Below are 22,142 nucleotides of genomic sequence, written 5' to 3' on the forward strand. Positions count from 1 at the left end.
TGTGAACAGGCTGCAATTGCCTTACGAAACACAGCGGCCAGAAACAAAAAAATGTAGAAACTTTTTAACGACATTATAGGGCCCCCGCCTGATGAATGCCCTAACGTTAGGTCAGATTCGAATCTCTGTATGTGAAGAAATTCACCAATCGAGAAAAATAATTTCGAAATTGGGAACAATGCCAGCCACTCATCGGAGGCCGCTACAAAAAAAGCCCCGCACTTAAAGGTGCAGGGCTTTGAATTTCATAAGGAAAAAACTTAGGCCGATGCTTGCGCCTTGGCAATTTCCTTTTTCACTTTCAGTGCGTTTGCCGACAGCTCTTCGTCCTTGGCTTTGGCCAGGAACGCGTCCAGACCACCGCGGTGGTCGACCGAGCGCAGGGCAGCTGCCGAGATGCGCAGCTTGACGCCACGGCCCAGAGTCTCGGACTGCAGGGTGACGTCGTTCAGGTTCGGCAGGAAACGACGTTTGGTTTTGTTGTTGGCGTGGCTGACATTGTTGCCAGTCATCGGGCCTTTTCCGGTCAGTTCGCAACGGCGCGACATGGTTTCTTCCTTTGTTTCTGGAGGCCGGGCTTCAGACCCTTGGCCAAATCACAAGGGGCGCAACCCGAAGTCGCGCCCGAAAACTGGTTGGATGCGTGTAGTGGGAATCGCCGGGAGGGTCAAGACAGACCGCGCGAAATCTTTCATTTTGCTCGGCCATCACGATCCTTGCCCGCGCCCAACCATCAGGTCAGCGTGCTGAGCAGTTCTTCCGCCGCTTTGGCCGGGTTCAAATGTCCCGCTGAGACTTCGGCGTTCAGACGCTGCATCTCGGCCCTGGCTTGCGGCGTGTCAAGGCGCGCAAGCAGAGCATGGCGAACCTCTTGATCGAACCAGTAGCGCGCCTGCGCGGAGCGGTTTGCCTCCCATATGCCATTGTCACGACGCCATCGGGTCAAGGATTGGATTTCGTCCCATGCCTGCTCCAGGCCCTGCTCTTCAACCGCTGAAACAGTCATGGCCTTGGGAAAACCTTCCGGGTCTTGTGGACGCTTGCGCAGCAGCCGCAATGCGCCTGCATAGTCAGCGCAGGTACGCGTTGCGGTCGCCTTCAAGTCACCATCGGCTTTATTGATCAGGATGATGTCGGCCATTTCCATGATGCCGCGCTTCACACCCTGCAATTCGTCTCCGCCCGCAGGGGCCAACAACAGCAGGAACAGATCCGACAGCTCGGACACAACCGTTTCCGACTGCCCGACCCCGACGGTTTCGATCAGCACCACATCATAGCCCGCAGCCTCGCACAGGGCGATGGCCTCACGGGTGCGGCGTGCAACGCCCCCGAGGTTGCTTTGACTGGGAGAAGGACGGATAAAGGCGTTCTTTTCGCGGCTCAGGCGCTCCATCCGGGTCTTGTCACCCAGAATCGATCCACCCGAACGGGCCGAGCTGGGGTCAACCGCCAATACCGCCACGCGCAGCCCCTGCCCTGTCAGCATCATGCCAAAGCTTTCGATGAAAGTGGACTTACCCACACCGGGTGTCCCCGACAGACCAATCCGCAACGCCTGACGTCCGGATCCCGCCAGTTGGGCCAAAAGATCGCTGGCCTGTGCCCGGTGATCAGCACGGTTGCTTTCGACCAGAGTAATCGCACGCGCCAGCGCCCGACGTTCACCATTCAAAATCCTGTCGCTTAAACTGTCTGTCTGCATTCTTGTCCCGATCCATGAGGCAGGAATAGTTGCCGTGGTCAGGGGGCGTTTGTCCAGACCAGAGAGCGCAGGAAATGCGTTCCAAACAAAACCTGCGTCATTTCGTTCTGGGAAAGGTGCCGATGGGCGTGCGGGAACTAGACGCCATCGAAACGATGGCGGATAAGGTCCGCATGATAACAAGCCTGCCGATAGATGACGCCGTTCCCGACTTGCTGGAAGCCCTAAGCAAACATGGGCGAGCAGTTTTGCAAGCGCCACCAGGCGCAGGCAAGACCACGCGGGTGCCATTGGCGATGCTCGAGGCGGGCCTGTGCGACGGTAAGATCGTGATGCTGGAGCCCCGCCGCTTGGCGGCACGGGCGGCGGCAGAGCGGATGGCCGAAACTCTGGGCGAACGCGCGGGGCAAACCGTTGGTTACCGCGTGCGCGGCGACACGAAAGTGTCTAAAGACACACGGATCGAGGTTGTGACCGAAGGCATCCTGACCCGGATGCTGCAATCCGACCCTGATCTGCCCGGTATTGGCGCGGTGATTTTTGACGAGTTCCACGAACGCTCTCTGAACGCCGATCTCGGACTGGCGCTGTGTCTTGAGGTGGCGGGTGCGCTGCGGGATGATCTGATCCTGCTGGCCATGTCCGCCACATTAGACGCAGAACCCGTTGGCCGGTTGATGGACGCCCCGCTGATCACGTCCGAGGGGCGCAGCTTTCCCGTTGAGACCCGCTGGCTGGATCGCCCTCTTGCGCCTCAGGCTCGGCGTCAGGATGCACTGGTTGAACTGGTGGTACAGGCCGAGCGTGAAACGCGCAAAACAGGGGGGGGCCTTTTGGTTTTTCTGCCCGGCGAGGGCGAGATCCGTCGGGCTGAAGGCGCGTTGAAGTCCCGGCTGCCCGAAGCCTGCGCCGTGCATCCGCTGTTCGGAGCAATGCCCTTTGCCGCCCAGCGTGCGGCGATTGTCCCTGCCAAGACCGGGCGCAAAGTGGTGCTGGCGACGTCGATTGCCGAAACGTCGCTGACCATCCCCGATATCCGCGTGGTCGTGGATATGGGGCAAGCGCGGCGGGCACGGTTTGATCCGGGCTCGGGTATGTCGCGGCTGGTCACAGACCGCGTGACACGGGCCGAAGCGACGCAACGCGCAGGCCGCGCGGGCCGTGTGACCGAAGGCGTTTGTTATCGGCTCTGGTCAAAAGGTGAGGAAGGCGCGCTGGCCGCCTACCCGCCAGCCGAGATTGAGGCAGCCGATTTGACCGGGTTGGCGTTAGAGTTGGCCCTTTGGGGCGCGGATGCCAGCGACTTGGCTTTCCTGACCCCACCACCCGACGGAACCATGTCCGAGGCGCGGGCTTTGCTAAGAATGCTGGGCGCATTGGACAGCAACGGCCGGATCACGGATCACGGGCGCGCCTTGGCAGCGCTGCCTCTGCACCCCAGGCTGGGTCACATGTTAGAGCGCGCAGGCGTGCAGGCCGCACCACTGGCCGCGCTGATGGCCGAGCGCGACCCTCTGCGCGGTGCTCCGGTCGATATCGCGCTGAGGCAAGAGGCGCTTCGGGATGTGCGGGCGTTTCAACGCAACCGCGTCTGGCAGGTGAATATGGGTGCCCTGGACCGAATAAAGGCCGAGGCCAAACGGTTGCGGGCGCAAGCCACCGACGGATCCGAGCCGCAAAGCACGGCTGCTATGGCCGCCCTCGCCTATCCAGATCGCATAGGACAAAGGCGCAAGGGTGAAGCGCCACGCTATGTGCTTTCGGGCGGCAAAGGCGTTGTTCTGGACAACGGCGACACGCTGGCAGGCGCGCCTTACTTGGTTGTGACCGATACGGACGGCAACCCGCGCGAAGCAAAGGTGCGTCTGGCCACACAGATCTCGGAACAAGAGATCCGGGATTTGTTCTCGGACCAAATCGCATGGACAGACAGCTGTACATGGTCGAAACGCGAGCGCCGGGTTGTGTCCCGACGGCAGGAGCGGTTCGGATCGATCACGCTGGATGATCGTATCTGGAAGGATGTCCCGGATGATGTTGTCGCCAGGACAATGTTGGGCGGGGTGCGTGATCTGGGCTTGCGATTGGATGGGGCTGCCGCGCGACTGGCGGCTCGGGTCGAACTGGTTCGCGCGGACGGGGTCGACTTGCCCGATTTCTCGGTCGAAGGTCTGATGGCCAGTTTGGAGGACTGGCTGCTGCCAATGCTCTCAGGTGTCAAAAGTGCAGAAGATTTGAAGCGGTTCGATCTATTGCCCGCCTTGCGCGCCAGATTGGATTGGTCCCAAACGCAAGAGCTGGACCGGCGCGCGCCGGGGTCGTTTGAAACACCGCTGGGGCGCAAGGTGCCGATTGATTACAGTGCTGCGGTCCCAGAAATCTCGGTCCGGTTACAGGAGTTGTTTGGCGTGTCCAGTCATCCGGTTGTCGGGGGCACGCCGCTGAAGATCACCCTTCTGTCCCCTGCGCAGCGCCCAATCCAGATCACACGCGATCTGCCTGGATTTTGGGCTGGCTCTTACGCAGACGTCCGTAAGGACATGAGGGCGCAATACCCCAAACATCCCTGGCCCGAGGACCCAACCCAAGCCGACCCCACGCTAAGAGCCAAACGCAGGCGCGATTAGACTCGCCCCAAAAGCTCAAAACACACAGTACTTCCGCAATCCGCCCCTAAAACCGCTCTTGAACAGAGAATTCCTGAAGATTTAATTGAAATTCAACATTTCCACTGTTACGTCCCTTCAATTCCGATGACAGCATATGGGTAAACCGCTTCTAATGGGCTCAAAACTGCGAAATCTATGGGAAGAGGTCGGCAGACCTGTGATCCTGCGCCCTCGGCGGGTGCAGTTCGCGGCCCTATGCACCCGAAAAAAGAAAGGCCAGGACGAAGTTCTGTTGATCACAAGCCGTGACACAGGTCGCTGGATCATTCCGAAAGGTTGGCCCATCGACGGTCTGGACGGGGCTGAAACAGCACTGCAGGAAGCCTGGGAAGAGGCCGGAGTGCGCGCGGAAACCGTTGATAAGACGCCGGTAGGTCACTTTACCTATGACAAAATCCTCAAGGACGGGTCTGCTCAGCCGGTGCTGACCAATGTCTACCGGATTGCTGTCAGCAAGCTGGTCGAAGATTTCCCCGAAGCTCATCAGCGAACACGCAAATGGTTTTCCCCGGCTGAGGCGGCCTCGCACGTGCAGGAACCTGAGTTGCGGGCGTTGTTGCGCAAAATGTAACGTTTACACAACAATTTCATGACACGTGGCTTGCTCTTGCAATAGCGAACCGTTAGCTGCGGGCGGTCTTTGAAAAACTGATCAAGCCCATGTCTGATACAAACCCAAAACCACGCTGGCAGGCGCTAGATACCGATCTGCATCGCATTTCTCGCGTTGAAAACGCCAGCATACACGTGTCGCGCCCCATGCTGGCACCCGGCATCGCGTTGGCGTTCATGGTCGTTGCAGGACTGCTGGCAGCCGTTCTGTTTGGCCAAGCAGAGGGCAGCTATATCGTGGTGGCTGCTGCCGCTTTCGGGGCCTATATGGCGATCAATATCGGCGCCAATGATGTGGCCAACAACATGGGCCCGGCAGTTGGTGCAAACGCGCTGACCATGGGCGGGGCCATTGTGATTGCCGCCATTGCCGAAAGCGCGGGCGCGTTGCTGGCAGGTGGCGATGTGGTCTCGACCATCTCGAAGGGCATTATCGACCCTACTTCGGTTCAGAACAGCAATGTGTTCATCTGGGCCATGATGGCGGCTCTGATTTCTTCAGCCATGTGGGTCAATCTGGCGACTTGGGTCGGCGCGCCAGTATCGACCACGCACTCGGTTGTCGGCGGGGTTATGGGCGCCGGAATCGCAGCTGCGGGGCTGAGCGCAGTCAGCTGGGGTACGATGAGCGCGATTGCAGCCAGTTGGGTGATCTCGCCCGTGCTGGGCGGTGTGATTGCCGCGTGTTTTCTGGCGCTCATCAAGGCCAAGATCCAGTATCAGGACGACAAGATTGCGGCTGCCCGAAAATGGGTGCCTATTCTTGTGGCGGTGATGGCAGGGGCTTTTGCAACCTACCTTGCGGTCAAAGGTCTGAAACGCATCGTGAAGATTGAGCTTGAGATGGCTCTTCTGATCGGTTTCGGCGCGGGTCTGCTGGCCTGGTCCGCCGCCGTGCCTTGGGTGCGGCGCAAGTCCGAAGGGCTTGAAAACCGGACACGATCGCTGAAAACCCTGTTTGGCCTGCCTCTGATCATCTCGGCGACGTTCCTGAGTTTCGCCCATGGTGCCAATGACGTGGCCAACGCGGTCGGCCCTTTGGCTGCGATTGTGCACGCGGCAGAATTCGGAGATTTCGCTTCAAAAGTTACAATCCCGCTTTGGGTGATGATCATCGGCGCGTTTGGCATTTCGTTCGGCCTGTTCCTGTTCGGCCCCAAGCTTATCCGTATGGTCGGTAGCCAGATCACCAAGCTGAACCCCATGCGAGCCTTCTGCGTTGCCCTTTCGGCCGCAATTACCGTGATCGTAGCCAGCTGGCTTGGCCTTCCGGTCAGCTCAACACATATTGCAGTGGGTGCGGTCTTTGGCGTCGGCTTTTACCGTGAATGGCACTCTGAACGGCGGCGCAAGCAAGTCAGCTTTCGACGTGCAGCGACCCAAAGTCTGGCCCCAGAAGAGCACCGTCGTCGCAAGCTGGTACGGCGCTCACATTTCATGACCATTGTGGCGGCATGGGTGATCACCGTACCTGCGGCTGCAACCATGTCGGCCGTTATCTATTGGATGCTGACTGCCTTCGTGTGACGTGGGTGGTCACAGCCTGATCTGATCCGGCGTCAGAGGATGATCGGGCGCGTGTTTGATCAGGTCAGACACTTGCGTGCAGATGGGTGTCGGCACGCCGGTTTCTCGACCCAATCGTATGATATGGCCTTGCAAGCTATCGATTTCCGTTTGCCGTTCAGCCATCAAATCGTAGGCCATCGAGGTTCGGGCGCTGGGATCAATGGTCAGCATCCTGGCCGCAATGCGGGTGAATAAGGGCGTCGGCAGCCGCAGGATATGCGGGGTCATCCAGGCGGGAAGCGGCGTGGTAGAGGCCACAGGGTGCCCCGCTGCTTTTAGAACGGAAAGCGCTTCTGCCATCTGATCTGCAACGAGGATGCGCCAGTCGCGGTTTGTCAGTTGATCCACAATCGTAAGGCCTGACAACGCATTCAGCGCGTTGTTCAGGTTGATCAGCAACTTGCCCCATTGCACGGCTTCGATCTGGTCGCTCGCCAAAACAGGCAGATCCGGGCTGCTGAGGCGGGACGCCAGATCGCCCGGACCGCTTTCAATAACAATCTCGCCCGATGTCGCCCGGTGATAGGTGCCAGGGCCATTTGGCACAACGTTGAAAGGCACCATTCCGGCGCGCACATCACGCCCGGGCAGGGCTGCGCGCAAGGTCGCTGCGTTTTCGATCCCGTTCTGCCAGGACAGAACCGGCACGTCTGGCAAAGCCTCGGTGCTGATCTGGTCGGCGATATCCGCCGTAGCCCCCGATTTCACGGTAACGATGATCAGTTCCCCATGCCCCAGACAGGTTGGATCCTGGCTGAGAGCCAACGACGCTGCTGGTGCCGTATAGTCGAGCCCGTCAAAATCTGTGACCGTTAACCCGTTTTCGCGGATCGGATCCAGCACATACGCACGGCCCAGTAAGGTGACGGAATGACCCGCTCGGGCCAACAGAGCTCCGCAATAGCAGCCAATACTGCCCGCGCCCGCAATGACTAGTTTCATAATATCCCCTCAGAAATACATGAAAGGATCACCGCAAACTGCCGGTTACACAACCCCGCCTCGACGGGGATGGCCGGTTATCGCGCTAGACGTGGTTTGGTTCGCTCAAGTTCCTTAGAAATCGGGATAAATTCCTGATCGTCGCCGGGCGGAAGATGAAAGGCACCATTGGCCCAATCGGCGCTTTTCCACTCACGCGTTGCAGTTTCGATCTTTTCTTTCGAAGAGGATACGAAGTTCCACCAGATATATCGGTCTTCGTTCAGTGTCGCACCGCCCAGCAGCATTAGCCGCGCCCCCAAAGGACCCGCCTTGACCGACAGTTTGTCTCCGGGGCGGAACACCATCATGCGGCCTTCGTCAAACGTGTCGCCCGCGATCTCGACTGAACCCTGCGTCACATAGACACCGCGATCCTCGTGATCGTCTGGCAGCGGGAAGGACGCGCCGGGCTCAAGCTGTACATCCAGATAGAACGTCTCAGACAGCATGGTGACCGGGCTGGACTCACCATAGGCTGAGCCCAGGATTAGCCGCGCGCTGACACCCGCATCCTGAATGTGCGGCAGCGCGCCTTGTTTGTGGTGCTCAAAATCAGGGGCCATATCCTCATGCGCTTCGGGCAAGGCGATCCAGGTCTGGATGCCAAACAGACTGTGTTTCTTGCCCCGTGTCTCATCGCTGGTGCGTTCGGAATGGGTCACGCCGCGCCCTGCTACCATCCAATTAACCTCACCCGGATAGATCATCTGGTGGGTGCCAAGGCTGTCGCGGTGCTCAAACTCGCCCTGATAGAGGTACGTGACAGTGCCCAACCCGATATGCGGGTGGGGCCGTACGTCTATGCCACCTTCGGTGATGAATTCAGCTGGACCCATTTGATCGAAGAAGATGAACGGGCCCACCAATTGCCGTTGGACCGAAGGCAAAGCGCGGCGCACCTCGAAACCTCCCAGATCTCGGGCGCGCGGAATAATCAACGTATCCAGCGCCGGATTTTCCGAGACGCAATCTGGATTGTGGGTCGGGTTCCAGCTCATTCCTTTTCTCCCTAAATCTCAGATGGCCGGGCTGGCACATCGTTCGCTGATAACAGAGATAACCCTAACCACGTCCTGATAAAGTGCATCTTCGCACATACCAGGTGCGAAATGAGCGCTCTTATCGTGGCCAGAGCTGAGGGAAGAATGCGCCGTCGATCCGATCCCCTTCGCCATATCCAGCGGCCTCGAACTGCGCACGCTCGCCCTTGGCCCAGTCGCCGCGGTATCGGATGACGCCATCCGGAGCAGTCATGCGGAGGGTAAAACGGCGAACCGTTTCCGATGGGGTCGTTGCCGATAGCCCGCCATGCAAGGTTCGCATATCGAAAAAGATGCAGTCCCCAAGCTCCAGATCCCATTGCAACAGGTCATACGCATCAGGGTCCGCATTCACGTCAGGTGGCGGGTGATAGGTTTGCCCGGCAACCTCAGTCGGCTCATAACTCGGATGCCCATCAGCAAAGCGCACCCGCATGAACAGCTTGTTCCACAGGTGCGAACCTTTGACGAATGCGATGCCGTTTTCCTTCGTCACCGGCTCCAGCGGCAACCACAGCACGCACATAGTGCCCTCAAAATCGAAATACGACAGATCCTGATGAAACGGCGGGCGGGATGTTGATCCGGCTTCACGAAGGAACCAGTTGTCCATAACAAGGTTGATGGACGGTGCGCCCAGCAACCCGGCGGCAAGTGACGCGCAAGGTGAGTTGTGAACGAAATCGGTGAATTGGGGGATCTTGTTCCAGGCCCAGTAATCCTCGAAATAGCCGGGGGCGTTTGGGTCTTTGGTGTGGCGCGTGAAATTGTCGGTCGGATTTTCAAGGTCGGCGTCGATGCCTTCACGCAACAACGACAGCCAGTCGCGCGAGAATTTGGACCTCAGAACAACTGCACCGTCGTGTCGGAATGCAGCTATATCCTCGGCTGAGACCTGATCCGCTTGTGTCATGGCACGACCTTTCGTTTCAAACACAATGTCCGTAAGCATCGCACCTTGTAAAACGAAACGTCAAAAAGATTCGGTGCCGCCACCCCTGTCCGCCTCACAGAACCGTGAGAGTAGGATTTTGTGATCCGGTGTGCCTCGGAATCCACCAGAACCATGCTATCTTGAGTATCGATATCGGACCGTAAGGGGTCGCGGATTGGAGGTTTCTCAATGGCTGACGCGTTGCTCTCCCGTCGTTCACTGATCACCCAAGGTGCCGCTGTTGTGGCAACTGGCGCCTCAGGGCTTTTGTCACTAGCACGTGCGAGCGGGCTCGCACCAACGCCGTCGATGCGGGGCGGATCGAACAATTACCGTCCCGGAGCACCTATCGTGAATCGGATCGGTGGCGGTGGGTTCTGGATGACCGGCACGGTGCGGCGTGCAGGCGACGGAGTTCCCCTGCCCGGCCAACGCATTCAGATCTGGGCGCATACGACCGAGGGGCACGAACGCGATCCGCACAGCCATGGCGCGACGTTGACGGATGCGAAGGGTGAGTTTCGGCTGGAGATGCCGCAGATCGTGCCCGCCTTCGGTCAACCTCACGGGCATTTGGCCTATGACAGCGGGGAGTTCGAGACCGTTTTCCTGCGCCCTGTGATGTCGAGCGCAAGGGATAAGACACTCGCCGCGCACTTTGTATTGCAGCCTCTCTGAGTGGTGCTGAGGCGCAGTCTGATCTGGGTGCTGTTGAGTGCAGCCCTAGCAATCCCGGTCATCGCAGCGGCCCTCAGCCCTTATCTGGCGTGGCGTGATCCGATCTACATTCTCGCTGGATTTGCAGGCATTATCGGAATGTGCCTTTTGCTGCTGCAACCGCTGCTGGCAGGGCGCTGGTTGCCTGGACTTTCCCCTGTATCCAGCCGCCATTGGCACAGGCGGTGTGGATTGGCCCTGATCGTGGCCATATTGATCCATGTGGGAGGTCTATGGATCACCAGCCCGCCAGACGTAGTCGACGCCTTGCTTTTTGTTTCAGCCACCCCGTTTTCGAATTGGGGTGTCATCGCGATGTGGTCAGCTTTTGCAGCGGCTCTTTTGGGTGTCATGCGCCAACGTTTGAACCTGCGGTTTCGCCTTTGGCGACTTAGCCATACCGGTCTGGCAATGGTGACAATTATCGGCAGCGTTGTTCACGCGATGCTGATCGAGGGAACAATGGAAATCATGACCAAGACCACGTTATGCGTTCTGGTTCTCTTGGCGAGCGTACGGACGCTCGCCAAGCTAAAGGTTTGGGATATCCGTCGACGAGCCTAAACGCCGAGGCACCAGCGCATGACCGCTTTTTGCGCGTGAAGACGATTTTCTGCTTCATCGAAAATGACGGAGTTCGGGCCGTCCATCACCTCGGACGTAGCTTCTTCTTCACGGTGCGCGGGCAGGCAGTGCATGAACAACGCATCCGGTTTGGCGTGGGACATAAGTTCCGTGTTGACCTGATAGGGGCGCAGCAGGTTGTGGCGACGTTCTTTGGCCGATTGGGAATCATGCATGGAAACCCAGGTGTCTGCGACCACAAGATCAGCCCCTTCAACGGCTTTGAACGGGTCGCGTTCCACCACGATTTGCGAGCCCTTCTGGCGGGCAAAACCCATGAATTCTTCTTCGGGATCAAATTGCGCCGGACCTGTGAACGTCAGATCGAACCCGAACTGGCCCGCCGCGTGCAGGAACGAGGCGCAGACGTTATTCCCATCTCCGGTCCAGACCACTTTTTTACCTGCGATGGGGCCGCGATGTTCTTCGAACGTCAGCACGTCGGCCATGATCTGGCAGGGATGCGTGCGGTCGGTCAGGCCATTGATCACCGGCACGTCCGAGTATTCTGCCATCTCGGTCAGGATCGTTTCATCAAAGGTCCTGATCATGATCATGTCGACATAACGGGACAGCACGCGGGCTGTGTCGGCAATCGTCTCGCCATGGCCCAGTTGCATGTCCTTGCCCGAAAGCACCATGGTCTGCCCACCCATCTGGCGCACGCCAACGTCAAAGGATACGCGCGTCCGGGTCGAAGGCTTTTCAAAGATCAACGCGACCATCCGGTCTTTCAGAGGTTGTTCCTGATCAAGTGCTGCCTTGGGTCGACCCAGACGCGCCTGTTTCATTGCGCCTGCCTGATCAATCATGGCCCTCAGGTCGCTTGCATCGGTTTTATGGATGTCGAGGAAATGGTTCATTTTACTTCGCTTTTTGGCTGATGACGGGTGGGGGCCAGCCCCCAAACCCCCGGAGTATTTGGGAAAAGATGAAGCTTAGGCCGTCGCAAGCTGGGTTTCGATTTGTTTCGCGGCCTTGTCGAGGCGGATCATGGCCTGTGCGATGTCATCCTCGGTCAATGTCAGTGGTGGCAAGAGGCGGATTACGTTGTCCGCGGCGGGGACGGTGATGACCTCGTGGTCATACCCCGCATTCACGACATCGATGTTGGGTGCCGTGCACTTGAGACCAAGCATCAAGCCAGAGCCGCGAACCTCTTCGAATACATCAGGGTGGTCGGCAATCAGACCTTCGAGTTTTTGACGTAGAAGGCCGGCCTTGCGGTTTACACCTTCGAGGAAAGCTGGCGTTGCGACCTGATCGATCACAGCGCAGCCCACAGCGCAGCCCAACGGGTTGCCGCCATAGGTCGAGCCATGGGTGCCAGCCGTCATGCCCGAGGCGGCATCTTCGGTTGCCAGCACCGCGCCAAGAGGGAAACCGCCGCCAATGCCTTTGGCGACCATCATGATATCGGGAGTGATCCCGGCCCATTCATGCGCAAAGAGCTTGCCGGTACGGCCAACACCACATTGGACCTCATCAAGGATCAACAGTAGACCGTTGTCGTCGCAAATTTGACGCAGAGCTTTGAGTTCAGCATCAGGCACCGGGCGGATGCCGCCTTCGCCCTGAACCGGCTCGATCAGGATCGCTGCGGTTTTATCGGTTATAGCGTTGGTGACGCCGTCAAGATCGCCGAAGGCAAGATGAACGAAGCCGGGCAGCAACGGGCCGAAGCCTTTGGTCATCTTTTCAGAACCAGCGGCGGCGATACCAGCCGAGGACCGGCCATGAAATGAGCCGTCAAAGGTTATGATCTCGACCCGCTCGGGCTGACCTTTGTCGTAGAAATACTTACGAGCCATTTTCACGGCCAACTCGCAGGATTCAGTGCCCGAGTTCGTAAAGAACACCGTATCGGCAAAGGTTTGTTCCACCAGTTTGTCGGCCAGCGCCTGCTGCTGTGGGATGTTGTACAAGTTCGAGACATGCCAAACGGCATGCGCCTGTTCGGTCAGTGCGGCCACCAGTGCTGGATGCGCGTGGCCCAGCGCATTCACTGCGATCCCCGCCCCGAGGTCCAAGAAACGTCGGCCATCCGCCTCGGTCAGCCAGGCGCCTTCGCCCTTCACAAATGTCAGGGGCGCACGGTTATAGGTCGGCAGAACGGACGGGATCATCGGATCATCCTTTTCGAATAGCTTGAGCCCTGTGAGTGATACACGAGAGCCTTGGTCGTCAACAGATTTGGTGGGGTTTGCGCAGATTTTGAACGCGCAATAGATCAAACGGGCCGGTTACGCGGTCAGGCGTCGGCGTCGGAGTCGCATGATATGTGCGGCTTTGATCATGGCGGCTCGTATAACGAGGCTGGTTCGATCTGGAAACCCTTTATCTGCGATGCTTCGAAAATTCGCTCGGAAGTAATAACGGCGAGATTTCCTACTTGTCATTCGCGTCCGCGTGTCGCACCGCTGGGGCATGACACCCGCACGCCAGAATCCAGCCCTCGCGGCCTTGTTGATCTTTGCCGCCAGCGCTCTTCTGGCTGGCACGACCTTGCTGGCCAAGGCGCTTGGCACGGATACGCTGGGCCCGCCACTGCATCCGATGCAGATCAGCCATGGTCGATTTTTGTTTGCGTTTCTTGTGATTGTCTCAGCCGTTGCTGTAATGCGCCCGACCCTTAGACGCCCGCATTGGAGGCTGCATATCGGGCGTACCAGTTTTGGGTGGCTGGGTATCACACTGATGTTTGCTTCGGTCGCTTACATTCCGATGGCAGATGCTACTGCGATTTCATTCCTAAACCCGGTTTTTGCCATGGTTCTGGCGATCCCGCTATTGAAAGAAGGGGTTGGGCCCTGGCGCTGGCTGGCGGCGGCCGTTGCCCTTATCGGCGCATTGATTCTGTTGCGCCCGACCCCGGCCAGTTTTCAACCTGCGGCTTTGCTGGCTTTGACCGCAGCCGCGGTCATTGGAATGGAGTTAATTTTCATCAAAAAGCTGTCTGGCCGCGAAATTCCGATTCAGATCTTATTGGTGAACAACTCCATGGGATTGGCAATCGCCACTGTTGCAGTGATTGCAGTGTGGCAGACGCCAACTTCGGCGCAATGGGCAGCGTTGGCTGGAATCGGCGTTTTGATGGCCTGCGCGCAAGCCTGTTTCGTCAATGGCATGGCGCGGGCGGATGCTTCTTTTGTAGCACCGATCAGCTATGCGACACTGATCTTTGCTGCGTTTTACGATTTCGTCGTGTTCGATGTGATCCCGGATCGGACAAGCCTGATCGGGTCCGCCATTATTCTGGCGGGAGGATTGATTTTGGTCTGGCGTGAAGCGCGGGTGGTTAAACACCCTTCAGCGCACATTGATCGATAAGTTCCGAATCTGTGTCTCGCCTGACCGTAACCACTCTGAAATCCTGTGCGGATGAATGGGGGGCACGGGATTTACGACATAGTGCCCAAGTTCGGCATCCGACTGCGTGTTTCTAATATCGGTGAGCGCGACTTCACGGTACTCATTCAACATAACGTCGACGACTTTAAGAACCTGAGCCAATTCAATTGACCCGTCTTTCTTGAGCTTGGCCCAGAATTCGTACTCGGCCCCATACTCCGCCTCGGCAGCCCGGACATAGGCCGCTTCGATTTCCCGCGATGCGGTTTCCTGTGGGATCTGCTGCTGACGGATCAGGACGTTTGCCAGGACGAGCAGGTTTCGCTCGCCTTTCAGATTTATCTCTTCAGGAAGGTCCAGAAATATATCATCTGTCATGCAGACACTTCCACCACGGGTTTTTTGTTCTGAATCAGGCGTTGGCACAATCGGTTGATGTGCTTTCCGTGGGCATGAAAAGGTCGCACGGGTGTGGGACTGGTTGTTTCATCGAGAAGGTCGGGAAACAGACATTCCAGTTCTTCGATTGCTTCGGCGCTCAGCATTTTCATGGCTTCGGGGCCGATGTAGAGAGATTCGGCATAGGCACCATCCGCGACCACAATTGAGTGGTCTTCGAGTGCAAAATGGAAATACTCGACCTCTTCACAGGCTTCGACTCTCTCAATCCCCTGCAACCCGGTAAGTTTCTTGGCGGGAACTAGTATTTCAGCCTCTCCCAGAACCCGTTGCGCTACTTTTGAGCGCACCAACAGACGGTGCTGAGGGGAAACAGTCAGATCGGTTGCTGGCATGCCCAGACCAAGCGCGCCTTTCCGAATGCGTATCGGCCGTATTTTGGGATTGGCGATCAAGTCCAGACGGCTGAGTTTCTTGGACCCGATCCAACGGATAGCCTGCGGCTCACCGTCCAGAGTTGAAACCAAGTCGCCCGCTGAAAGGTCATCGATGTCCACTTCACCATCCGGTGTCTTGATCCGGGTGCCAGATGTGAAACAAACCATCAACGAGACATTATCTAGTATCGTCCCAAGACTGTTGTTTGGACCCTGCTCGGTAAAGCGAAGCGTGTACGTCCCTTCGGCACCGAAATTGAAGTTCAGGGAAACGTTCGTGAAACTTCCCACAGTGGTCGGTGTCACGACTTGCTGAAAAATCACGGTGTTGCTGGAATCCACAACCTCAACAAGAACCGGGTCTGCAAACACCCCGCCCGTGTTTCGGGCACCGATGTCGAAACTCAGCGTGGCACCTCGGTTGTCACCGGTCACCACAAAACTCTGCTGAACAACCGAAGTCGGGCCGGCGTTGCCGTCAAGCTCAAGGACAAGATCTGACGGATCTCCACCGCTAAAAAAGAGTGATTCCTGACCAATCTCAATTTCGTTGCCGAACCACGCCCCATAGGTGCTGAAGATCTGAAACGGACCCGTGATGCCGGGTGATTGAAAATCCCCACCGACAATAAGTTCTGTAAGAGCCATAAGAAAATCGCCTGTCGTTCTTCGGTAACCAAGTACCCTACTCGGCCCTTGCCGCCAACATAACAGTCGGAAAACGCATCAACTTTACGTGACGTCGCCTGCGCAGCACTACGCCTTGAGGCGATACCCTGTGCGCAACATCTGCCAGGTGATGAGACCGATCACCACCGTTGCAAAGGCACAGACGGCCATTCCCACCCAAGGCGAACTGTCCGAGACACCGATCATGCCGTAACGCAACCCGTCGATCAGATAGAACACCGGGTTCAGATGAGTCAGACGGTTCAAAACCGGGGGGAGCGCCTGAACCGAGTAGAACGTGCCCGACAGGAAGGCCAGCGGTGTGACGATGAAATTGGTAATGGCTGCCATTTGGTCAAACTTATTGGCAAAAATTCCGGCAAACAGACCCAGTGCTCCCATAAAAGCGCCGCCCAAAACGACGAAGGTCGTCGCGATAATGAAGTTTTGTGGCACGATGCCAAGAACCAAGGCCAGCGCAACAGCGACGACGCACGCAATCAGGATGCCTCGGGCGATTCCCCCCGCCAGATAGCCAAGCAGGATTTCAAGCGGCGACAGCGGTGGCATCAGGGTATCCACGATATTGCCCTGTACTTTGGAAATGACCATGGAAGACGATGTGTTGGCAAAGGCATTCTGGATCACCGTCATCATCATGATCCCCGGTGCCAGAAAGACCAGGAACGGCACCCCCATGACATCCGGGCGGCTGGGCCCTATGGCAATGTTAAAGATCAGCAGAAACAGGCCCGCTGTGACCAACGGCGCTAAAAGGGTTTGCGTCCAAACCGCCAGAAAGCGCAGAGTTTCGCGCTGCGCCAGCGTGTAAAGGCCCATCCAGTTGACTGCTCCGAAGCGGTGCGCGGTCTGTTCTGCGGAATTCTGCATGGTTTACCCTCAACCTGATTCGAAGACAGCTTGTAACTCGGGCTGCAGTGTTTAGAATAGGGGGCTGAGACGATTTCCCAAGGCGGCCCGAATCCGGGGCCGCTTTCCGCTTTTGAAAGGCTAACGATGTCCTGGACAGACGAGCGCGTAGAACTGCTGAAGAAGATGTGGGGCGAAGGCCAGTCGGCCAGCCAGATTGCCAAGGAACTGGGCGGTGTGACCCGCAACGCGGTGATCGGTAAAGTGCATCGCCTGGGCCTGTCCAACCGGGCAGCGGGCGCTTCTCCGGCCAAGTCAGAGCCAAAGGAAAAACCAGCTCCGGCACCCAAGGCCAAGCCAAAGCCTGCGCCCAAGACCGAACCCGCACGTCCGGCCCCTGCCCCTGCGGCCGAGGCCAAACCGGCCGTGCCTGCCCGCCGTCAGATCATCCCTGCCGGTCAACCGTTGCCTCCACAGCCGTCGGCCAACGAGATCAGCCCGGAGGCGTTGGCAAAGGTCAACGAGGTCGAAAAGAAGGCCAAGAAGCTGACGCTTATGGAACTGACCGAGAAAACCTGCAAATGGCCGGTCGGCGATCCAGCGACAGAAGATTTCTGGTTCTGCGGTCTGCCCGTTGAAGCAGGCAAACCCTATTGCGAGGCGCATGTGGGCGTGGCCTTCCAACCCATGAGCGCGCGTCGCGACCGACGCCGGTAACACAGATGCGCCAGGATCTGACAGCAATGGAGGATACCTGGCTAGCCCGTGCAAAGCGCCTGCTGGCCCTGTCTGAAACCGGCCAGCATTTCACCAAAGACCCTTTTGACCGGGAACGTTACGACGAGATCGCCGCCATGGCCCGCGCCATGCTGGCTGATCTCGGTCAGGTACCGATTTCGCGGATTGAAGGGCTGATCACAGATCACGCGGGTGGCTACGCCACGCCCAGTATCGATATTCGCGGTGCGGTGATCCGGGACGACCGCATCCTTCTGGTGCGCGAACGTAGTGACGGGTGTTGGTCGATGCCCGGCGGCTTTGCCGATATCGGCAGCTCTCCGGCAGAAAATATCGAGCGTGAGGTCTGGGAAGAGGCCGGGCTGCGCGTTCGGGCGCAGCGTTTGTACGCCCTACGCCACAAAGCGCGGCATCCCTACCCGGCAGATGCACGGGATTTCTATAAGTTCTTCTTCTTGTGTGACGAAGTTGGGCAGGCTGACCCCAAAGCGGGAAGCGAAACCAGCGATGTTGGTTTCTTCCCAATAGCAAATCTGCCAGACTTGTCCCTTGCCCGAAACATTGAGAGGGACATTGCAGAAGCGTTTGAAGCGCAATCTACCTCGACGGCAACAGCGCTGTTTGACTGATCTCTACTGCGCGGGATGTGACGGCAGGTTCGGCATCGCCACCCAACCGGGCAATTCGTCAGGTGAAACCGAGACGTGCAGACGCTCGGATTGATCGCGGCCTACTTTGCGGTGTTTGCGCAGCAGGAAAATCTTGCCCCAGCCGCGCCACGTCCCAACCGAACGCGCGTGCGGATCGGTGGGGAAGCGGTCACGCCAGCCTTCAGGTAACGGCAATCCGTGCATCTCGGCCTTGTCCAGCATCCAAATCAAGGAAATGTTGCTGAGCGGCCGTGCCTCTTCATACCCGTTCAACTGCCCGCCGATGTCACCATGTGTGCCCCGGAACCAGACTTGTTCCACATGCCCTTTGAATTCGGGCATGCATTTCCACAGAACCGGATCGAACACCTCGCGCGTCTCGTCCAATGCCATTGCGTGATAGCCGTGGCGGGTCGAGGGGCCCAACTGATGGTTGTGAAAGGCGTGGCGTTCTTCGGCCCAGCGCCACAACAGCGGCAGCCGCAGGCCCAACGCCTTGACGGTGTCCCAGACCCCGATCATCTCGATCTCAACCTCGTCGTGACAAAACTTGCGGCGGAAATCGCGCGCGGCGGTGCCACTGGGATTGCATTCATAGTGGCGATAGGCTTGCCGGATGTTGCGCTCGGTCGCGTGTTCGGCCTTGAGCAAGCCGATCATATCGATCACCCCGGCCAGACTGCGCACGCCGTACGCCCCACGCGAATAGCCAATGAAATAGATCCGGTCCCCAGGTTTGTAGCGTGAGGCAAGATAGCCATAGGCACGGCGGATCTGGCGATTGATACCCCGCCCCATCATCACATCCAGCGAGGACTTCCAGCTCTCCCACTGCACGCCTGCCTCATAGAACACCGAAACCTTGCTGCCCATCTCGCAACACAGGCGCAAGGTTTGCCCTGCATGGGTCTCGAACCCCGGTTCGAGCGTCGACATGGTACCGTCAAGGATGATGACATGGCTGAGCGGTTCGCGATGAAGAACCTCGGCAGAATGTTCGGACCGCAAAGGCCGTCCGAGCCATCCAAGAACCTTTCTACTCAGCCGCGACAGATTCATGCGTCAGCAATTCCCATACTCTTTGAGGTGTGAAAGGCATATCCGCCTGCCGCACCCCGTGATCCCAGAGCGCATCCTGAACCGCGTTTGCCACTGCGGCCAGCGCGCCCACTGTACCGGCCTCGCCGCACCCTTTCATGCCCATCGGGTTCGAGGTTGACGGAACCGGCACCGAGGTAAACTTAATCATGGGTATGTCGGCGGCACGGGGCAAGGCGTAATCCATAAACGAAGCCGTGAGCAGTTGCCCGTGTGCATCGTGCACAACATGCTCGCTCAGCGCTTGTCCGATGCCTTGCACCACCCCGCCGTGCACCTGCCCTTCGGCCAGCATCGGGTTGATAAGGTTGCCAAAATCATCAACAACCGTATAGCGATCAACCCACGTTTCCCCGGTGTAAGAATCGATCACGACTTCGGCAACATGCGCGCCGTTGGGATAGCTGCGGGCATCCAGGTTGGCACGCGCTTCATGCTGTAGCAAATCCATACGTCCATCGACGCGCGCCATCTCGGCCGCTTCGGTCAGGGTCGGCGTCAGGTTGGACCCCGGCGCGCGGAATGTCTCGTGGTCAAAACTCACATCGTTTTCCTCGACCCCCATCTTATCGGCCAGATAAGGCGTGAATGCGGCGATCATCTTGTCAATCGTGGCGAGCGTTGCTGTGCTTTGCACTGTGACCGAGCGTGATCCGCCCGTGCCGCCGCCGTGGCCAAGCCTGTCGGTATCGCCCTGAATGACAGTGATCTTGTCCATGGGAATACCGGTCTGGTCCGACAGGAAATGGGCGTAAACCGTCTCATGCCCTTGTCCGTTCGACTGCGTGCCCACGTAAAGGTTCACTCTGCCATCCTCGCAAAACTCGACCTTTGAGTTCTCGGAAGGATCACCCAAAATACTTTCGATATAGTAACAAAGGCCCTGCCCCCGGATCAGGCCGTGCTCGGCATCTGCCGTTTTGCGGGCCTCAAAGCCGATGGTCTGGCTGGCTGCGCGACTGAGGATCATGTCGAAATCGCCGACATCATAGGTTTCGCCTGTGGCCGAGGTATAAGGAAAATCGTTGGGGCGGATAAAGTTCTTACGCCGCAGCTCCCACGGATCAACCCCCAGCTCGCGCGCTGCACGGTCCATCGCGCGTTCCAGCACATAGATCGCTTCGGGGCGGCCTGCACCGCGGTACGCATCGACTTGCGTCGTGTTTGTGAAAAACCCCTCGACCCGCAGATAGGTGGTTTGCACGTCATAAACACCCATCAGCACCTTGCTGAACAGACTTGTCTGAATTGCCTGCCCGAAATGGCTGTTATAGGCACCAAGATTGACCTTGCTGTGGACACGGTAGGCCGTGATCTTGTGATCAGCATCAAAGGCCAGTTCAGCCAACGAGTGCAGATCGCGGCCATGGTGATCGGACAACATCGCCTCGGACCTGTCCGACATCCAGTGCACTGGCTGGCCCAACTTCATCGCAGCGACAGCGACGCAGAAATATTCGGGATATGGCATCACTTTCATGCCGAAGCCGCCGCCCACATCCGGCGTGGTGACCCGGATATCCTCAGCATCAAGCTTCAGCTTTTGAACCAGTTGCGCCTTCATCGCCCAGACGCCCTGCCCGCCGTAAGAAAAATGCAGACGACCATCGGACCAATCGGCCTGACATCCGCGCGGTTCCAGCGAGCTTATGATGACCCGGTTGTCCTGCACGTTCAGCGACACGGTATGGGCCGCGTCCTGGAAAGCGGCCTCGGTGGCGGCTTCGTCACCCAGCCCCCAATCAAAGGCCCGGTTGTCGGGGGCTTCTGGGTGCAGAATCTCACCGCCTGCCTTCACGTCCAGCTTGGCAGGGCGCTCCTCCGTGTCCATCCAGATCAACTCAACCGCGTCCTGCGCCTTTGCCAGCGTATCCGCGATAACAACCGCCACCGGCTCGCCGACAAAGCGCACGCGGTCCTTGGCCAGCATGTGCCGATCAGGCGCCGCCGCCTTCGATCCATCGCGGTTCTGCAAAACAGCGGCGTTCAGCACCGTGTCGATGCCCGAAGCTGCCAGATCATCCAACGTCATCACCAGTCGCACGCCTTCGGCAGAGCGCGCATCCTCAAGATCTAAACTTGTAATTTCCCCATGGGCAACCGGGCTGCGGAAAAAGGCAGCAAACAGCGCATTTTCAGGCACGGCATCATCCATGTAACGCCCCTGCCCAGTCAGGAACCGCTGATCTTCGGTCCGTTTGACGGGCTGGCTCTTGCCGAATTTTTCCATGGGCGGTCCTCCTTATGGATCTTGCGGCCGAGCCTAGCCCGTGCCCCGACGATGTCCAGCGGGGCTCACGGAAATTCGTTTGTGCCTGCCAGATGTTGGAGTAGGTTTGGTCATGACCTGGACCCACGACACCGTTTTTCCTTTTTCCGCTCCGCTAACTGGCGGTCAGAGCGTGACACATGACGTCTATGTCGGCGGAGAGGGGCCACCGATCCTGATCCTTCAGGAATTGCCCGGAATCGGACCAGAGACTTTGGCGCTGGCAGTAAAGCTGAACGCATCCGGTTTTCGTGTCTACCTGCCACATCTGTTCGGCACTTACGGCAAGGTCGAGATGGCCAAAAACACCGCCCGTCTATTTTGCGTTCGGAAAGAGTTCAACATCTTCGCCAGAGGCAAACAAAGCCCTATCGCAGGGTGGATGCGCGCCCTGACCCACGAGATCAAGCAGCGCGAAAGTAGCGCCGGTGTAGGTGTCATCGGCATGTGCCTGACAGGCAGTTTTGCCCTGACTTTGATGGCCGAAGACGCCGTTGTCGGCGGGGTCGCCAGCCAACCTGCATTGCCAGTTTTAGGTGGCAAGCATCTGCACATGAGCGCGCAGGATATCGGCGCAGCGTCGGCAGGCATGGCTGCGAAAGGCCACGGGCTGGCAATGCGATATTCCGAAGACAAGCTGGCACCTAAGAAACTGATGCAAGCATTGGAACAGGCTTTCGGTGATCTGTTGGAAACGGTTGAATACCCCGGCAGGGACCATTCGCTGCTGACATTGGATTTCCACGATCCCGCCTATCAGCGCGTGGACGCCTATTTCAAAGCCCGCTTTGGCATAACCTAAGCGCG

At 58.1% G+C, this 22,142-nt stretch carries 21 protein-coding genes; 9 read left to right on the forward strand and 12 right to left on the reverse strand.

What is annotated here, in order from left to right; genetic code table 11:
• Window positions 1-260 precede the first annotated feature (260 nt).
• The gene (gene rpmB / locus GS636_RS09130) at window positions 261-548 is read right to left on the reverse strand and encodes a 50S ribosomal protein L28 (protein ID WP_171094054.1); all 288 of its coding nucleotides are present in this window, start codon (window positions 546-548) and stop codon (window positions 261-263) included.
• A gap of 185 nt (window positions 549-733) precedes the next feature.
• Window positions 734-1,705: a methylmalonyl Co-A mutase-associated GTPase MeaB gene (meaB, locus tag GS636_RS09135; protein WP_171669231.1), complete on the reverse strand. Its 972-nt coding sequence runs from the start codon at window positions 1,703-1,705 to the stop codon at window positions 734-736.
• A 176-nt stretch (window positions 1,706-1,881) separates the two neighbouring features.
• Between meaB and hrpB the strand changes: the two genes are divergently transcribed.
• From hrpB to GS636_RS09150, 3 genes are all read left to right on the forward strand, one after another.
• Complete coding sequence (gene hrpB / locus GS636_RS09140) at window positions 1,882-4,332, forward strand: ATP-dependent helicase HrpB (protein WP_171669383.1); 2,451 nt, start codon at window positions 1,882-1,884, stop codon at window positions 4,330-4,332.
• Between the two features lie 136 nt (window positions 4,333-4,468).
• Window positions 4,469-4,945 (forward strand): NUDIX hydrolase, encoded by a 477-nt coding sequence (locus GS636_RS09145; RefSeq protein ID WP_253762721.1) that lies wholly within the window; start codon window positions 4,469-4,471, stop codon window positions 4,943-4,945.
• 89 nt (window positions 4,946-5,034) lie between these two features.
• Window positions 5,035-6,513, forward strand: coding sequence for an inorganic phosphate transporter (locus GS636_RS09150; RefSeq protein ID WP_171669232.1), 1,479 nt, complete (start codon window positions 5,035-5,037; stop codon window positions 6,511-6,513).
• A 9-nt stretch (window positions 6,514-6,522) separates the two neighbouring features.
• Here GS636_RS09150 and GS636_RS09155 read toward each other — a convergent pair whose 3' ends face one another.
• The 3 genes from GS636_RS09155 to GS636_RS09165 form a co-directional block, all read right to left on the reverse strand.
• Window positions 6,523-7,497 (reverse strand): 2-dehydropantoate 2-reductase, encoded by a 975-nt coding sequence (locus tag GS636_RS09155; protein WP_171669233.1) that lies wholly within the window; start codon window positions 7,495-7,497, stop codon window positions 6,523-6,525.
• Window positions 7,498-7,574: 77 nt separating this feature from the next.
• Window positions 7,575-8,537, reverse strand: a complete 963-nt coding sequence (locus GS636_RS09160; RefSeq protein ID WP_171669234.1) for a pirin family protein — start codon at window positions 8,535-8,537, stop codon at window positions 7,575-7,577.
• 121 nt (window positions 8,538-8,658) lie between these two features.
• Complete coding sequence (locus tag GS636_RS09165; RefSeq protein ID WP_171669235.1) at window positions 8,659-9,492, reverse strand: phytanoyl-CoA dioxygenase family protein; 834 nt, start codon at window positions 9,490-9,492, stop codon at window positions 8,659-8,661.
• Between the two features lie 210 nt (window positions 9,493-9,702).
• Here GS636_RS09165 and GS636_RS09170 point away from each other — a divergent pair, with 210 nt between their 5' ends.
• Together GS636_RS09170 and GS636_RS09175 are read left to right on the forward strand one after the other, a co-directional pair.
• Complete coding sequence (locus GS636_RS09170; protein WP_171669236.1) at window positions 9,703-10,191, forward strand: twin-arginine translocation pathway signal; 489 nt, start codon at window positions 9,703-9,705, stop codon at window positions 10,189-10,191.
• Between the two features lie 30 nt (window positions 10,192-10,221).
• Complete coding sequence (locus tag GS636_RS09175; protein WP_371808718.1) at window positions 10,222-10,794, forward strand: ferric reductase-like transmembrane domain-containing protein; 573 nt, start codon at window positions 10,222-10,224, stop codon at window positions 10,792-10,794.
• Here the strand turns inward: GS636_RS09175 and argF are convergent.
• Entirely contained in the window at window positions 10,791-11,717 is a 927-nt protein-coding gene (gene argF / locus GS636_RS09180; protein ID WP_171669237.1) for an ornithine carbamoyltransferase, read from the reverse strand. The genes GS636_RS09175 and argF overlap by 4 nt on opposite strands.
• Window positions 11,718-11,792: 75 nt before the next feature.
• Window positions 11,793-12,980 carry an aspartate aminotransferase family protein gene (locus GS636_RS09185; protein WP_171669238.1) on the reverse strand — a complete coding sequence of 396 codons (1,188 nt, stop codon included), beginning with the start codon at window positions 12,978-12,980 and terminating at the stop codon, window positions 11,793-11,795.
• Between the two features lie 301 nt (window positions 12,981-13,281).
• Between GS636_RS09185 and GS636_RS09190 the strand changes: the two genes are divergently transcribed.
• Window positions 13,282-14,184: a DMT family transporter gene (locus tag GS636_RS09190; RefSeq protein WP_171669239.1), complete on the forward strand. Its 903-nt coding sequence runs from the start codon at window positions 13,282-13,284 to the stop codon at window positions 14,182-14,184.
• Here GS636_RS09190 and GS636_RS09195 read toward each other — a convergent pair.
• The 3 genes from GS636_RS09195 to GS636_RS09205 all read right to left on the reverse strand — a co-directional run bounded on the left by GS636_RS09195 (window position 14,164) and on the right by GS636_RS09205 (window position 16,601).
• Window positions 14,164-14,583, reverse strand: a complete 420-nt coding sequence (locus GS636_RS09195; RefSeq protein WP_171669240.1) for a NusA N-terminal domain-containing protein — start codon at window positions 14,581-14,583, stop codon at window positions 14,164-14,166. The two genes, GS636_RS09190 and GS636_RS09195, sit on opposite strands and share 21 nt — an antisense overlap.
• Window positions 14,580-15,689 carry a Hint domain-containing protein gene (locus GS636_RS09200; RefSeq protein ID WP_171669241.1) on the reverse strand — a complete coding sequence of 370 codons (1,110 nt, stop codon included), beginning with the start codon at window positions 15,687-15,689 and terminating at the stop codon, window positions 14,580-14,582. Before GS636_RS09200 ends, GS636_RS09195 begins: the two co-directional genes overlap by 4 nt.
• Window positions 15,690-15,797: 108 nt before the next feature.
• Window positions 15,798-16,601, reverse strand: a complete 804-nt coding sequence (locus tag GS636_RS09205; RefSeq protein WP_171669242.1) for an ABC transporter permease — start codon at window positions 16,599-16,601, stop codon at window positions 15,798-15,800.
• Between the two features lie 126 nt (window positions 16,602-16,727).
• Between GS636_RS09205 and GS636_RS09210 the strand changes: the two genes are divergently transcribed.
• Both GS636_RS09210 and GS636_RS09215 read left to right on the forward strand, forming a co-directional pair.
• Window positions 16,728-17,297 (forward strand): GcrA family cell cycle regulator, encoded by a 570-nt coding sequence (locus GS636_RS09210; protein ID WP_171669243.1) that lies wholly within the window; start codon window positions 16,728-16,730, stop codon window positions 17,295-17,297.
• Window positions 17,298-17,302: 5 nt separating this feature from the next.
• Window positions 17,303-17,947: an NUDIX hydrolase gene (locus GS636_RS09215; RefSeq protein WP_216602865.1), complete on the forward strand. Its 645-nt coding sequence runs from the start codon at window positions 17,303-17,305 to the stop codon at window positions 17,945-17,947.
• Window positions 17,948-17,950: 3 nt separating this feature from the next.
• Here GS636_RS09215 and GS636_RS09220 read toward each other — a convergent pair whose 3' ends face one another.
• Both GS636_RS09220 and GS636_RS09225 read right to left on the reverse strand, forming a co-directional pair.
• Entirely contained in the window at window positions 17,951-19,027 is a 1,077-nt protein-coding gene (locus tag GS636_RS09220) for a DUF2235 domain-containing protein (protein ID WP_171669244.1), read from the reverse strand.
• Window positions 19,005-21,296 carry a xanthine dehydrogenase family protein molybdopterin-binding subunit gene (locus GS636_RS09225; protein ID WP_171669245.1) on the reverse strand — a complete coding sequence of 764 codons (2,292 nt, stop codon included), beginning with the start codon at window positions 21,294-21,296 and terminating at the stop codon, window positions 19,005-19,007. Before GS636_RS09225 ends, GS636_RS09220 begins: the two co-directional genes overlap by 23 nt.
• Before the next feature lie 112 nt (window positions 21,297-21,408).
• Between GS636_RS09225 and GS636_RS09230 the strand changes: the two genes are divergently transcribed.
• Window positions 21,409-22,137, forward strand: coding sequence for a dienelactone hydrolase family protein (locus GS636_RS09230; RefSeq protein WP_171669246.1), 729 nt, complete (start codon window positions 21,409-21,411; stop codon window positions 22,135-22,137).
• Window positions 22,138-22,142 lie beyond the last annotated feature (5 nt).

The organism is Ruegeria sp. HKCCD4884 (assembly GCF_013110855.1).
In the GTDB taxonomy this organism is placed as follows: Bacteria; Pseudomonadota; Alphaproteobacteria; order Rhodobacterales; family Rhodobacteraceae; genus Ruegeria.